This window comes from Acetobacter conturbans (assembly GCF_011516755.1).
GTDB lineage: Bacteria > Pseudomonadota > Alphaproteobacteria > Acetobacterales > Acetobacteraceae > Acetobacter > Acetobacter conturbans.
Map to the genome: position 1 here is coordinate 20105 of NZ_WOSY01000005.1, position 14441 is coordinate 34545.

Sequence of the window (14441 nt, forward strand, 5' to 3'; positions counted from 1 at the left end):
CCATAGCGCGCGCGTAGAAGCATCATGCTGACACGACGGCTTGGCCTTGATCTGCCGATCTTCCAGGCGCCGATGGCGGGTGTCGCCACGCCCGAGCTGGCTGCAGCTGTGTCGGAAGCCGGAGGTCTCGGCAATCTGGGACTGGGTGCGATGAGCGTCGGGGAGGCGCGAAGCGCCATCCGGGCCACCCGTGCCCTGACCGGACGGCCATTCGGCGTCAACCTGTTCTGCCACAAGCCTGAGACACCCGATCTGGCCACCCTCACCAATTGGCTGGAGTGGCTGCGCCCGGAGTTCAGCCAGTTCGGCGTTGCCCCACCAGCGTCCCTGCGGCCTGTCTATCCCTCATTTCTCGACAATACGGGCATGCTGGAGATGCTGCTGGAAGAGCGGCCCGCGATGGTCAGCTTCCATTTCGGACTGCCTTCAACCGAGGTGATCCGGACGATGCGGCGTGCGGGAATACAGCTTGTCGTCAGCGTGACCAGCCCGGAAGAGGCCGTGCAGGCTTCTGCCGCCGGCGTCGATGCCCTCATTGTGCAGGGCTACGAAGCAGGCGGTCATCGTGGCCTGTTCGATCCCGACGGAAAAGACCGCAAGCTCGGCACGCGTCCCTTGCTGGCGGCGGTGCAGGCCGTTTCCTCCCTGCCACTCATCGCGGCTGGCGGGGTGATGACCGGATCGGATGTCGCCGCCATGCTGGAAGCCGGAGCAATCGCGGCTCAGCTCGGCACCGCCTTCGTGACGTGCGAGGAAAGCGCGGCAAGTCCCGCATGGCGCGCCGCACTGGCGGACGACGCGCGGCCCGAAACGGTGATGGTGAGGGCGATTTCCGGTCGTCCTGCGCGCGGGCTCAGAGGCCGCTTCGCCGAACTGGAAGAGCAGCCCGACTGCCCCCGTATTCCGCCCTATCCGTATGCCTATGACGCTGCACGACAGCTTGCGACCCTTGCGTCTGCTGTCGGCAATACGGACTATGCGGCCTTCTGGGCAGGCGCCAACGTGGCGGGTGTGCGCCCCATGCCCGCAGCCCGGCTTGTCACTGTGCTGGGGCAGGAAGCCGGTCTGTAATCAGCGGAGACGGCCCGTCGCAGAGAGAGCCGCGGCCGCCGTGGGGTGGACGGCGTTATCAGAATGTTGAATATCCGTTATCTTGATAGCCCGGACGCAAGAAGAAATCTGAAGTAGGCCGGGGGCAGCAAAGATGGATCATGGCGGCTGACACAACAGACAACGAAACGTTCCTGACCCTGCCGATCGGGAAGACCTCTGACTTCGCGCTGGAGGATTTCGCCGACAACCATCAGGCCATGAACTATTTCCACAAGCATGGCGCCGGAACCGTCGAGCACGCCTTCGCGCTGGCCAATATCCTGCACATGCACAAGCTGGTGAAGGAAGCCGCCTATTTCTATGGGCTTGCCTTCAACCTGCATTCCAAGCATCCCCGCGAATTTCCGCTTGCCTCCTCGCTGCTTCAGGCGCGCCTGCTCTGCCTGCTCAAGGCGGGAATGAGCCCGCCGGAGGACGAGCTGGAGCAGCTGCGCAGGCTGTCCCAGCCGATTTACGACTATATTCTTGGGATCGAGATTGCCTGGCGCCAGCATGACCCCCAGGCCGCTCTGGAGCGCATGGGAAACTGTTTCGAGGCCTTCCACACAGGGGAGGAGGTTGATGTGCTCTACCTTGAGACGGCGCTTTCAGTGCTGCCCAAGGCAAAAGCGATCTCCCGCCCGGCTGAAGAGCAGATCATTCCACCGTCCATCTGCATGTACTGGGATGGTAATCCGCCGGAAGAGGTGACGGAGAACTACGCCTATCACCGCGAGCTGGAAGCGTTCGACGTCCAGATGTTCAACCGTGAGTCAGCGGCGGAGTGGCTTTATGACCGCTACGGCCGTGAAGCGCAGGATGTCTTTCTGCAGGCCCGCCATCCGGCCGAGGCCGCGGATTTTCTCCGTGTGCATGTGATTCAGGAGCAGGGCGGCTGGTGGCTGGACGCCGATATCCGCATTGTCGCGCCGGAAGTGCTGGAAGCCTACGCCGCCAAAAGGCCGTCTCATCTGTTCTTCGTGACGGACAATTATTACGTCCATAACGATTTCTTCGGCAGTCGTCGCAACAGCCCCATCCTGGCCGACTGCATGCTGTCCCTCTACCGGAACAGCTACCTCTTCAAGGACCTCTACATCGCCTACAAGACCGGGCCGGGCGTGTTCAATCGCGCGCTCAACCGCCGCCTGCATACGTCGTTCAAGACAGGCAAGCCGTTCGATCCCGGCGTGGTCGTCCTGCGGGCTCCCGAGTTCGACAGCATCATTCAGGACATGGACATGGCCTACAAAAAGGGTGGCAACTGGCACGCGGCCTGAGTGTTTTACTTCAGGGCACATCCCTGAAGACGGCCAGAACCGGGTCTTTGGAAACCGTTATGGGGCACAGGCACCACCGGACCATGTGGGGGAATGGGGCTGAGCCTCATGAATCTCCATCCATCGACTGACGCGTCCTGTTTTTCAGGCTATAGAGCAGCCATATCGAAAGGGACGCGCAGTCTTTGCGTGTGCCTCACTCTGTTTTCAGATCGGAAAGAATATCTCATGGCCGGTTACCGTTCCCGCACCACAACCCACGGCCGCAACATGGCCGGCGCACGCAGCCTCTGGCGCGCCACGGGCATGACGGACGCGGATTTCGGTAAGCCGATTATCGCCGTGGCCAACTCCTTCACGCAGTTCGTCCCCGGCCATGTCCACCTGAAAGACCTCGGTCAGCTCGTCTGCGAGGCTATCGCGGAAGCGGGCGGCGTCGGGCGCGAGTTCAACACCATCGCGGTCGATGACGGCATCGCCATGGGTCACGGCGGCATGCTCTACAGCCTCCCCTCGCGCGAACTGATCGCCGACGCCGTGGAATACATGGTCAACGCCCACTGCGCCGACGCGCTGGTCTGCATCAGCAACTGCGACAAGATCACGCCCGGCATGCTGATGGCCGCCATGCGCCTGAACATCCCTGTCGTGTTCGTCTCCGGTGGTCCGATGGAAGCCGGTCACGTCAAGGACGGCGAGATCGACAAGGCCATTGATCTGGTCTCCTCCATGGTTGCCGCCGCAGCACCCGGCGTCACGCAGGAAGAGTCCGACATCATCGAACGGTCAGCCTGCCCGACCTGCGGCTCCTGCTCCGGCATGTTCACCGCCAACTCGATGAACTGCCTGACCGAAGCGCTCGGCCTGTCGCTTCCGGGCAACGGCAGCCTCCTCGCCACGCATGCCGACCGTCGCGAACTGTTCATGAATGCTGGCAGGCTCGTCGTCGATCTGGCCAAACGCTATTACGAGCAGGGCGACAGCAGCGTCCTGCCGCGTTCCATCGCCACGTTCGAGGCGTTCGAGAATGCCATGACCGTCGATATCGCCATGGGTGGCTCGACCAACACGGTGCTCCATCTCCTCGCCGCCGCGCATGAGGGTGAGGTGCCGTTCACCATGGCCGATATCGACCGTCTCTCCCGCCGTGTGTCGAATCTCTGCAAGGTCGCGCCGTCCAAGGCCGACGTGCACATGGAAAACGTCCATCGTGCCGGTGGCGTGCAGGCCATCATGGGCGAACTCGACCGCATGAACCTGCTGCATCACGACCTCCCCATGGTTCACGCCAAAAGCGTGGCCGAGGCGCTGGCGCAGTGGGATATCGGTGGCAAGACCGCGACCGACGAGGCCCGCACCTTCTACAAGGCTGCACCCGGCGGTGTCCGCACCACGCAGGCTTTCTCGCAGGCCAGCCGCTACAAGGAACTGGATCTCGACCGCGAAAAGGGCGCGATCCGTTCCGGCGACCATGCATTCAGCAAAGAAGGTGGTCTCGCCGTTCTCTATGGCAACATCGCCGAGGACGGGGCCATTGTGAAGACCGCCGGTGTGGCGGAGGGTCTGCTGACCTTCTCCGGTCCCGCCCGTGTCTTCGAAAGTCAGGATGCTGCCGTGTCCGCCATTCTCGGTGACCGCATCAAGGCCGGTGACGTGGTGGTGATCCGTTACGAAGGGCCGAAGGGTGGTCCGGGTATGCAGGAAATGCTCTATCCGACGTCCTATCTGAAGTCGAAGGGCCTTGCGGAATCCTGTGCGCTGATCACGGACGGTCGGTTCTCCGGCGGCAGTTCGGGCCTGTCCATAGGCCACATTTCGCCGGAAGCGGCCGAGGGCGGCGAGATTGGTCTGATCGAAGATGGCGACACCATCGAAATCAACATCCCGAGCCGCGTGCTCCGGGTTGCGCTGCCAGAATCCGAGCTGTCAGCTCGTCGCCAGAAGATGGATGATCGGGGTGTCGAGGCATGGAAACCGGTGCGTGACCGCGTGGTCTCCACGGCGCTCAAGGCTTACGCGGCGCTGACGACCAGTGCTGCGCGTGGCGCGGTGCGTGATCTGGCGCAGCTGGATCGACGCTCTTCGCGGTGAGATGAGGGATAGCAGGGCTCTGCCCTGCACCCGCCAAAGGCGGTGCCTTTGGGAACCGGGTAAATGGTAGGGCGGGCTTGGGCAGGGAAAGCGAAGGTGCTGTGTTCAGAGGTATATTTCGCGAAGCTAGACATAAATCGTCCGCAATTCCAGAAAACCAACGGCACTATCTGGGCGGCGTGCCGCATATAGCCACGTTTTCGGATCTGTACCGAGGTACACGGTAGGCTGCGCGAACTCGCGGACAAACGACGCCGGTTCGGCTAGGCATCCCGATGCCTGCATATTCGAGAAATGCACCTAGTCTAAGTTGTCAGGCTACACTAAACGTCGCCACTGCCTCAGCGCGGCAACACGATAAGGCGGAACGAATTATTCGATCGCAGTGCAATAGAGCGGGAGGGGGAATGATGAATGCGCCATATGACCCTCGTGCGGTAGCAAATAAACTATTGGACATCGCTGATGTTCTCGCGGGCGAAGCTATGCCGATAACGCCCCTCGCGTTGCAGAAGCTGCTCTTCTTTGTCCATGCGCGATACCTTAAGGAAAGCGGCGGCATCCCAGCTGTCAGAGGAGCGTTCGAGGCTTGGCAGTATGGCCCCGTTCACCCCGCTGTATACAAAGCATTCAGTGGCTACGGGCGTGATCCTATCACAAGCCGCGTCGAAGGAAAGAATGTCGTCACGGGCCAGCCTCTTCCACTTGAAATGCCCAATGACCCAATGCTGCAGAAGATCATTGGTCAAGTACTTATAAGCTTCGGTAATTTACCAGCATCTGCTCTGGTCCGCTTGTCTCACCAAGTTGGTGGAGCATGGGATACAATATGGAAAAAAATCCAGCTCGGAGACGCGATTACTAGGCAAATACCAGATAGCGTGACTCTGTCATGCGGACGTTCTATGTTTGTTGTCACGGCCAACGACGAAAGCAGCGAATCCACGCATGTCGAAGATGAAGATCTCCCTCCCGAATATCGAAATAGCAACTTTGGGCGCACTAGGACGTGGGGAGAAACGTGACAAGGCAATACGAGCATTCCGGGCAGGGCGGCCTCCATTTACATATGAAGCGCTTCGTAAGTCGTTAAGTGATGTTTTGCATATCGTTGCGCCATTAGGCTTCAACATGCCGCCAGTGCCTTGGGCCACAATCGAGAAAACTGTCCTTGATAGATGCACAAAAAGAAAAAACGAAAAATCTTACAATGTAGCCAAAGCAAAGGCATTATACGAATTCCGCAAGCGCACCGACATACGGTTCCTGCCCCATCAAATTTCGTCTTCGTTGATACTCCCCAATGACAATCGCATAGTGTTTTGGAGCGATATGATCGCTATTGTCGATGGACGTCCTCTGCTACCGTTTTTCGACTTGCGTTCCTCCACTGGGCTTCAATCTGATAGATCCAGACAGATCGCGATGAGTATTCAGCATAGAGTGGCGATTGAGCAAGATGCCGATCTTGATCAGAGTGGCACGAGGCCAGCTATCATCCAGATTGCCGGGTCCATGAAAGATGGTTTCACTCCGCACCTGATCGAGACTTGCCTCCAGCCTCTTCTATCGATGAGCAATATCCAAGAAATAGTGCTCGAAGTGTGGGATGATATAGTTCGTGTTAGCAGTGAAGATCAGGGATACGACAAGCGAACTGGTACGGGTGGTTTATTCGACCTTATCTAGCGCTGTCCCCCCTCGAATGCCAGTTAAGGTCCCTTTCCGCTGCTCTGATCACCCAGTCCGCACGCGTCGTATAGCCCTACTAGCTTACACGTCTTTGCGATGGAGTGTAGGCTTATCAGTCATTGCCTATGATTTCGAAAGTTGTAGCCTGGGAGGCTTGTGCCAGATGATTTGAAATTGTGTTCGGGGTGCGAAATGGCCAGCATGTCCGGCTAAATTACATCGAGCGCTCGCCACTTTTTATACATCGTGGAAGGCAGTAAGGAGACGTCTGCTTGTCGGTCATGGTTTTTGCGGGCTGTATGTCTAGCTTGACAGTGCTTTCAGTCGATAGGGAGATAGTGACCGAGCCTTGTTTGAAGCATCTTGGCTAGTCTTGGGTCCATGAAGTCGAACTCGTCAGGTATATCCAGACCAATCAATCGTTTGCCACTCAGTGACACACGAAATCGCTTCTGTCCCTTGAAGCGATGCGCCTTCTCCATGACCACGATCACATCGACCCACACCCCCAGTTCGGATGTGAGGGGATTCTCGGTATCGTTATTCGTCCCCGAGGAAGCAACTTAAAGGCTTGGCCGAGAAGAGAAAATTTCCTCGGCGGTAGGGCTGCGAAGGCGGTTTTGACTGCACACGAACACGACATTTTTCATGCGGGAATCCTTGGCAGTAAGCTACACATTAATATTGCAGCGACTGCTATTGGGAACTAAGTATTCCAGCCCAAACAGTCAGTAATATATAAACAATACTACCATTATTCGGGATGAAGGGGACTGTGTTTCCTTCCGGGGAGAGCGGGGCAGCGCCCCGCAGAGCTTTTACCAAGGGGCTACTCAGCAGCCAAAGCTCCCAACAATACCTCTCCAAACCGCTCCGGCGAATACCCGTCCGCAACAAGAGCCTTTCCCGCATCCGACCGCACCCGCCACAGCGCATCATCTCCAAGTAACGCCACCAACGCCTCGGCAAACACATCCGCTGTATCAGCCACAGCAACCGCACTCTCCAGTCCCGCGATCCCCTCAGCCCCAACCGGCGTGGTGACGAGCGGCAGACCGTAGTGCAGCGCTTCCAGCACCTTGTTCTTGACGCCAGCACCGAAACGCAGCGGCACGGCGGCGACGCGGGCGGTGGCGTAGAGCCGTGCCAGTTCTTCGTCGGAGATAAAACCGGTGACGGTCACATCGGGACCAGCCAAAGCTCGGACTTCGGCGGCGGGTTTTGATCCGGCGAGAATCAGCCGCGCGTTCGGCACGCGCAGCCGAACTTTCGGCATGATCTCGCGCACCAGCCAGAGGGCGGCATCGACATTCGGGGGATGACCGAAGCCGCCGACGAACAGGATGGTCGCGCCCGGTGTGACGGGTCTCGCAGTGCGGTCCGGGGTGAAGCAGAACGGCACGATGGCGTGCGGTCGTGCGGTCGGGGCGAGTTCGCGGACGAGATCGACTTCGTATTGCGATAAATAGAGTACCGAATGAAACTGCGGCCAGAGCCATGTTTCCAGTCGCCGCATGGTGAGCGCCTCCTGACGGATCTGCGTGTCACCCGTCACCTCCGCTTCGCGTTCCAGCCGCAGGAAGTGAATATCGTGGCCGTAATAGGAGCGTCGTGCGTCGGTGTTGAGTACCGCATCCGGCAGGAAAGCGCGGGCAATGGTCGGGCGCATGATCATGACATGGTCGAGATCAGAGCCGTTCTCCGCGACCCACTCCGCGAAACTGTGCGGGTCGGTCTCGTCGATGATCTCCACGCCCAGCCGTTCGAGGGGGTGGGAATAGGTGTTGCGCTGGCGGTTCTCAGGCCAGAATTTTACCAGCCATCCGGCATTACACAGAGCATGGATCACGCACATCGTGGCGCGGGAGCCGGCGTCGCGGTCGGGTTCCGGCACGTAATGATCGATGATGAGGATCGTCTGTCGACCGTGCGCGTGTGACGCGGCGCGGAGGAAGTGCGTTGCGGGCGGGAAATGCTCTGCTTCCAGCGCGTCGCGCCAGCGTTCCAGCATCAGGGCCCGGTTGCGACCCTGATACGCCTTTACGCCGCTGGTCTCGTCCGTCCCGTGCGAAACGCCTTCATGGTGGATGACCACCGAACCGGGCTCGAACACCACACGCAGACCGGAAGCACGGACACGGAAAGCGAGGTCTGTGTCCTCGTAATAGGCCGGGGCGAAGGCTTCATCGAATCCGCCGAGGGACTCGAACAGGTCACGGCGCAGCATGATCGATGCGCCGGAGATGTAGTCCACGTCGCGCGAATAGCTGTAGACGGCCCGGTTCGGGTGCGGATCGTTGCGTCCGAAATTCCAGCCGGAGGCGTCGTTCCAGATAATGCCGCCTGCTTCCTGCAACCGTCCGTCCGGATAGAGCAGTTTCGAACCGGTCAGGCCGATGCCGCCATCCGTTTGCAGACGAGCCAGCAGGGCGTCGAACGTGCCGGGCAGCACTTCCGTATCGTTATTCAGCAGATGGAGATACGTCCCCGCGGCAGTCTTCGCGGCCTCGTTGCAGTTCTTCAGGAAGCCGAGATTTTCGGATCGCTCGATCAGCACCAGCCCCATGACGGCACGCAGTTCGGCGATGTCCGGATCGCCTGAGGCGTCTTCCGCCACGATCACCTCGTAAGGGCAGGATGGTGGGTGGCGCAGGATCGAACGCAGGCAGCGTAGCGTGACCGGAACCTGTCCGTAACTCGGGATGACGATGCTCAGAACGGGATAGGCATGGCGCGGGAAACTGATGGCTGCCAGCGTTTCCTTGCGATGACCGCGACGGCTTTGTCCCCGGCGTGAGGAAGGCTGAGGCAGCGTTTCCGCAGGGGAAGGGATCTCTTCCTGGTGGGGAATATCCGCCTTCAGTTCCGTCTGTTTCCGGCGATACATCCGCAGGCGGTCGGGGAACTGACCGGTCGCCAGCCACCAGCAGGATTTTGTGGAGACGCGGAGTGCGCGTGCCAGCCGTGGTGTGTGTTCCAGCGCCGTGCGGGCAGGCCATGTCAGCCGCCAGAACGTGCTGCTTTCATAGGCTTCCACATCCCGTCGGAGGGCGGCAATCGTGGTTTCGGATGTCTTGTCCTGCGCACGGAGCCGGTCGATCTCGTCTTGCAACTGGCGTAAATCGGGATGGGCGGGGGAGCGGTCAGGAGAACGGGACACGGTGGACTCTTGCCTCGACGACGGAAATTCAGGCTTCCACCCTGCGTCCCGTGAGGAGGGCGATGGGGAGGAGCGCTGTTGCATCAGCCATACAGGCGGACGCGGTCGAGGGGAATGGAAGGCTCAGCTCAGAGCGGCGACTTCCGGCATCCGTGCAGTCAGTTCCAGTTCGATTTCCACTTCGGGACGATCGAACTGTTCCACGACGAGCACGGTGGTCGCGGGTCTGTTGTCGCCGAGCATGTCACTGACGAATGAGCCGCATGTCGAGAGGTGGCCGACATTCTTGACGAGATAGGTCACGCGCACGACGTCACGCAGCGATGCGCCTTTCGTGGAGAGCATCGCATCTCCGGCACAGAAGGCGAGGCGACACTGATCGGCGATGCGGGCGGGGAAACGTCCGGAGCGGCGATCATAGCCCCTGAGATGTTTCAGGCGCAGGTTCTGGCGTGACTGTTCACAGGTAGGCTGGTCCATCTCGAATCGGGGCAGGGGCTCGGTAAGATCGTTTTCACGTCTTGTTGCCAATGCTGCTTCCATTCGGATCGCCCTTTCACGGTGACACAAAATTGTCATAATCTGAAAGGGCTTGCAAAGAAAGATGTTTCTTCAGGGAAACGCTGTCAGAGCGTAATGATTTCAGTAATTGCATGTTGGTGGAGAAGCCTGCGGGAGATGACTGTGAGCGAGGAAAGATCCGTCAGGCGCTTCCATGCCAGTTGCGCGGCGCGGCGCGGGAAGGGAGTGCTGCTGTTCGGACCGTCCGGCACGGGCAAGTCCGATCTCCTCCTCCGGCTCATGGCGCGCGGATATGCTCTGGTGGCCGATGACAGGGTGGAAATGACAGCCGGGATGGCGCGTGCGCCCATGCGTTTGCGTGGCCTGATCGAAGTCCGGGGATGGGGGATTGTGCGCTGCCCTTTCGTGGCGGAAGCCCCCGCCGTTCTCGCGGTGAGACTTCTCCGTGAAAGTGAGGTCGCGCCCCGCCTGCCTGCAGAAGGCGGCACTCACCCGGAAACCGGGCTCCCGGTGCTATATCTGGATGGCATGATGGCGTCCGCGCCCGAGCGGATCGATATCGCCCTGGACTGCCTGGAAGAGCGAGCCTTTCTTGTGCCGCAGAGCGCCATGTTGGCCAGCGATGACTGAAGACGACAAAAATGTGTCAGAGGGACGCCAGAGTCTGATATGGTCTGACGCATAATGTGTTGATGGGTGTCCCATTCAGGGATCCCGCTCGGCCAGACAGGGCCGCCGAAAACTGTCGGATGGCCCGGTCGGGTGTTTTTCTCTTCTTCATCAGGGTGCTTGTCGGGTTCAATGGTGACGCCTCAGACTGCCGAAGATGTTCCGCCACGCCAGATCCTGCTCGTCACGGGTCTGTCGGGCGCAGGAAAGTCGTCGATTCTGCGGATTCTCGAAGATCTCGGGCATGAGGTGATCGATAATCCTCCGCTCGGGATGCTCGACGAGATCGTGGCGCGCGGGGACCGACCCATTGCCGTGGGCGTGGATTCCCGCACGCGGGGATTCGATGCTTCCGCCGTGCTGGAGGCGTTGGCGCGGTTGCGGATGAATCCTCATCTGCGTGCCGAACTGCTCTATGCCACCGCCGACAAGACGACGCTTTTGCAGCGCTATACCGCCACTCGCCGAAGGCACCCGCTGGCCCCGCACGGCAGCGTCAAGGAAGGTATCGACGCCGAAAACCAGCTCACGGCCCGGTTGCGGGCGAATGCCGATCTGGTGATCGATACGTCAGACCTCTCGGCCCCCGAACTACGGCGGCTGGTCGAGACGCGCTTCGGGACATGGCAGAGTGGCCCTGACGAAGGGCTGACGGTCGTGCTGATGTCCTTCGCCTTTCCGGCAGGACTGCCCCGCGAAGCGGATATGGTGTTTGACGCACGGTTCCTGAGAAATCCGCATTATGAATCCGAACTGGCCCCGCAGACCGGCCTTGATCGCCCCGTCGCGGCCTATGTCGAGGCCGATCCCGACTATGAGCCTTTTCTGGAGCAGATTCTCGGCATGCTCAGGCTGGTCATTCCCCGCTTCGTGCAGGAAGGAAAGAAATACGCGACGATTGCAGTCGGGTGTTCCGGCGGCCGTCATCGCTCGGTGACCCTGGTCGAGGCTCTCGGTCACAAACTGGCCGACCCGGCGGAAGGGATTGGCGGCGAAGGACCGATTGCGGTCGTGCATCGGGAACTGGCACGTCAGGGCATCGCCGGACCGGGGGCCGCCGCTTGGCGCTGGGCAAGAAAACCCGTCGACAAGCCGGACGAACGGGATACGGGCCTTGAGGAAAAACTGATGAAAGCGGCAGGAGCCGGACTGGCAGAAGATGACGCATCGTCACGGTCCATGGCGCGGGAAAATTCATGATTGGTATTGTGTTGGTGACGCAGGGTGCACTGGGCGTCGCGCTGCGTGAAACGCTCGAGCATGTTGTTGGCATGCAGGAACGGCTGGCGACGGTGAGTGTCGGGGCCGATGACGACCTTGTTGCGCGGCGCGAGGAACTGGAATCGTGTGTTGCGGCAGTCGATGACGGCGATGGCGTGATGCTGGTGACCGACATGTTCGGCAGCACGCCCTCCAATCTGGCGGTGGCGATGATGGAACCCTGCCGGATCGAGGTGCTTGGGGGCGCCAATCTTCCCATGCTGGTGAAGCTGGTGCAGATGCGCGATCTGCATACGCTCGAAGAGTGCGCGAGCGCTGCGGAAATGGCGGCGCACAAATATATCAGCCGCGCCTCCCATCTTCCTGCACAATGTCTGGACGGTGCCCGTCGGTGTTCCGAAAAAGCGGGCGCCGATAAAATTCACCCGTTTCAGCTTCGTCCTGAGCCGCTTCAGGCCCCGAGCACCTCGCTCCTCCGTAAAGTCGCGGCAGGATGAAGGAAGGAAGCGAGGGAGCCGTCACGCGTAACGTGACGATTGTTAACGCCAAGGGACTGCACGCGCGGGCTTCCGCCAAATTCGTTGCTCAGGCCGAGAAGTGGGCTGCGGACGTGACGGTGGGTTATGGCGATGAAACCGTTTCTGCCTGCTCCATCATGGGATTGATGCTGCTGGGCGCGGGGGTGGGCGCGACAGTCACCCTCTCCGCGACGGGCGTTCAGGCTCAGGAGGCAGTCGAGGCTCTTGCCGCTCTCGTGGCCGCAGGGTTTAGCGAGAATGACGGAGCGCTCGCCAGAGCGGGCTGACGGGGATGGCATGCAGGCTCATCGCGGTTCTTCAGGTCAGAGTGGCGAGAATGCCGCCAGGGTAACACGGTCACGCCTGTCCGTTGATGTGAGCGGAGAGCGGGTTCTGAAAGGCGAGCCTGTCGGTTCGGGTTTCGCTATCGGCCCCGCCTTTATCGCCGGGGAAGCCCCTGCGATTGAACCCGGAAGTCGTCTTTCCCACTTGTCGCGGGAAGAGGAACTGAGCCGTTTTCATGAGGCGGTGGAGCGTTCCATCGCGCAGTTACGAAAACTCCAGCATCGGATCGCGCGTCTCCCCGAGGAAAGTCAGGTCGAGATCGGTCCGCTGCTGGAGGTCTATCAGCGCATGCTGGGGCCGTCGCGGTTGCAGAAAGGCGTCCTGAGTCGTCTTGAAGAAGGTCTGACGGCTGAAGCCGCTGTTCAGGAGGCGACGGAAGAGCTGGCTGGCCTGATGGTCGCGACGCCAGATGAAAATGGCCTGACCGGTGAAGATGCCGCCGCCGCTGAACGCCGTGCGGGTGAATTCCGTGAAATCGGGCGTCGGCTGATCCGCAATCTCGGGCGCGAACCCTTTCTGTCGCTTGCGGCGATGCCCGATGGCGCAATTCTGGTGGCGGAGACGCTTCGGCCTGCCGATGCCGCCATGATCGACCCCGCGCGCGTGGTTGCCGTCGTGCTGGAGGATGGGGGTACGACCGGTCATACAGCCATCATGTTGCGTGCGCTCGGAGTGCCTGCGGTCCTTGCCGTCGCCGGGGTGCTGGATCACATGCATGATGGTGTCACGCTGGTGGTGGACGGCTATGCCGGTACCGTGACCGTCGATCCCTCGGCGCGAACTTTGAGGCAGGCACGGAAGCAGGTCGCGGCCTATGTTCAGGAACGGCAGCAACTGGGTCGTATGCGGCGGCTGGCGTCCCGCATGGCGAGCGGCGAGAAAATCGTTTTGCAGGCCAATCTTGAACTCCCTGCCGAATTGCCGCTGATCGCCCAGTCGGGTGCTGCCGGGATTGGTCTTCTGCGCACGGAGTTCCTGTTCATCAACGCCGAGACGTTGCCGGACGAAGCGGCGCAGTATGACATCTACGCTGCCATCGTTTCGACCATGGGCGCGGACACAACGACCATCCGTGTGCTCGACTGGGGTGGCGAGAAGCAGGCCGAAGCGCTGGCGCGCGCAGGGATTGCCGGACGTGATGTGGTGAATCCGGCTCTGGGCCTGCGAGGAATCCGGCTCCTTCTGGAACACCCGGAATTGCTGGAAACGCAGTTTTCTGCAATTTTGCGCGCCGCCGCAAAAGGGCCTGTACGCGTTTTGCTGCCCATGGTGACTGTCGCTTCCGAGATCATTGCCGCACGGGAGATTTATGACCGGGTGGCGCGGCGGCTGAAACGCAAGGGGATCGACATCGGAGAGTCGTTGCCTCCGCTCGGCATCATGATCGAGACCCCTGCAGCCGCTCTGACGGCGGGTGTACTGGCCCAGTATGCGGATTTTCTGGCTATCGGTTCCAACGATCTGACGATGTATCTTCTGGCAGCCGATCGGGCCTCTTCGGAAGTGGCGGCGCTGTATAATCCCCTGCATCCGGCGGTGCTGAGGATGATTGGCGATATCGTCATGGCAGGTCTGATGGAGCGCTGTCCGGTGTCGCTGTGTGGAGAAATCGCAAGTGACACGGCCCTGACACCTCTGCTGATCGGGCTGGGGTGTCGCTCATTCTCCATGTCCGCTTCGGCCGTGCCGCGCGTGAAGCAGGTGATCCGTAGTCTCGACTACGATGCCTGTCGCCAGTTGGCGCGGAGAGTTCTGGCGGAAACCGATGCAGAGGGCATCCACAAGCAACTGAAAAGATTTCGTACGGTGTAGGTGGGTGTGTTTTCAGAATCTGAAAACACTATGATCACG

Annotated in this window: 12 protein-coding genes; 10 read left to right on the forward strand and 2 right to left on the reverse strand. The window is 60.3% G+C overall.

Annotation, left to right across the window (positions count from 1 at the left end; genetic code table 11):
• Window positions 1-24: 24 nt before the first annotated feature.
• The 5 genes from GOB81_RS06445 to socB all read left to right on the forward strand — a co-directional run bounded on the left by GOB81_RS06445 (window position 25) and on the right by socB (window position 6152).
• Window positions 25-1071, forward strand: a complete 1047-nt coding sequence (locus tag GOB81_RS06445) for an NAD(P)H-dependent flavin oxidoreductase (RefSeq protein WP_173569571.1) — start codon at window positions 25-27, stop codon at window positions 1069-1071.
• Between the two features lie 140 nt (window positions 1072-1211).
• Complete coding sequence (locus GOB81_RS06450) at window positions 1212-2372, forward strand: glycosyltransferase family 32 protein (RefSeq protein ID WP_173569572.1); 1161 nt, start codon at window positions 1212-1214, stop codon at window positions 2370-2372.
• Between the two features lie 228 nt (window positions 2373-2600).
• Window positions 2601-4463 carry a dihydroxy-acid dehydratase gene (ilvD, locus tag GOB81_RS06455; RefSeq protein WP_173569573.1) on the forward strand — a complete coding sequence of 621 codons (1863 nt, stop codon included), beginning with the start codon at window positions 2601-2603 and terminating at the stop codon, window positions 4461-4463.
• A 407-nt stretch (window positions 4464-4870) separates the two neighbouring features.
• Window positions 4871-5488: a type VI toxin-antitoxin system SocA family antitoxin gene (socA, locus tag GOB81_RS06460; RefSeq protein ID WP_242010104.1), complete on the forward strand. Its 618-nt coding sequence runs from the start codon at window positions 4871-4873 to the stop codon at window positions 5486-5488.
• Window positions 5412-6152: a type VI toxin-antitoxin system SocB family DNA replication inhibitor toxin gene (socB, locus tag GOB81_RS06465; protein ID WP_173569574.1), complete on the forward strand. Its 741-nt coding sequence runs from the start codon at window positions 5412-5414 to the stop codon at window positions 6150-6152. The genes socA and socB overlap by 77 nt, the downstream gene beginning before the upstream one ends.
• Before the next feature lie 832 nt (window positions 6153-6984).
• Here socB and GOB81_RS06470 read toward each other — a convergent pair.
• Window positions 6985-9315 (reverse strand): glycosyltransferase, encoded by a 2331-nt coding sequence (locus GOB81_RS06470; protein WP_338421326.1) that lies wholly within the window; start codon window positions 9313-9315, stop codon window positions 6985-6987.
• 123 nt (window positions 9316-9438) lie between these two features.
• The gene (locus tag GOB81_RS06475) at window positions 9439-9846 is read right to left on the reverse strand and encodes a Rid family hydrolase (protein ID WP_242010105.1); all 408 of its coding nucleotides are present in this window, start codon (window positions 9844-9846) and stop codon (window positions 9439-9441) included.
• Between the two features lie 153 nt (window positions 9847-9999).
• On the opposite strand from GOB81_RS06475, the gene GOB81_RS06480 reads away from it, so the two are divergent.
• From GOB81_RS06480 to ptsP, 5 genes are all read left to right on the forward strand, one after another.
• Window positions 10000-10467: an HPr kinase/phosphorylase gene (locus tag GOB81_RS06480; protein ID WP_408736908.1), complete on the forward strand. Its 468-nt coding sequence runs from the start codon at window positions 10000-10002 to the stop codon at window positions 10465-10467.
• A gap of 171 nt (window positions 10468-10638) precedes the next feature.
• Window positions 10639-11706 carry an RNase adapter RapZ gene (gene rapZ, locus GOB81_RS06485; RefSeq protein ID WP_173569578.1) on the forward strand — a complete coding sequence of 356 codons (1068 nt, stop codon included), beginning with the start codon at window positions 10639-10641 and terminating at the stop codon, window positions 11704-11706.
• Complete coding sequence (locus GOB81_RS06490) at window positions 11703-12224, forward strand: PTS sugar transporter subunit IIA (RefSeq protein WP_173569579.1); 522 nt, start codon at window positions 11703-11705, stop codon at window positions 12222-12224. Before rapZ ends, GOB81_RS06490 begins: the two co-directional genes overlap by 4 nt.
• Entirely contained in the window at window positions 12221-12532 is a 312-nt protein-coding gene (locus GOB81_RS06495) for an HPr family phosphocarrier protein (protein WP_173569580.1), read from the forward strand. Before GOB81_RS06490 ends, GOB81_RS06495 begins: the two co-directional genes overlap by 4 nt.
• Window positions 12504-14402, forward strand: coding sequence for a phosphoenolpyruvate--protein phosphotransferase (gene ptsP, locus GOB81_RS06500; RefSeq protein ID WP_408736910.1), 1899 nt, complete (start codon window positions 12504-12506; stop codon window positions 14400-14402). The genes GOB81_RS06495 and ptsP overlap by 29 nt, the downstream gene beginning before the upstream one ends.
• Window positions 14403-14441 lie beyond the last annotated feature (39 nt).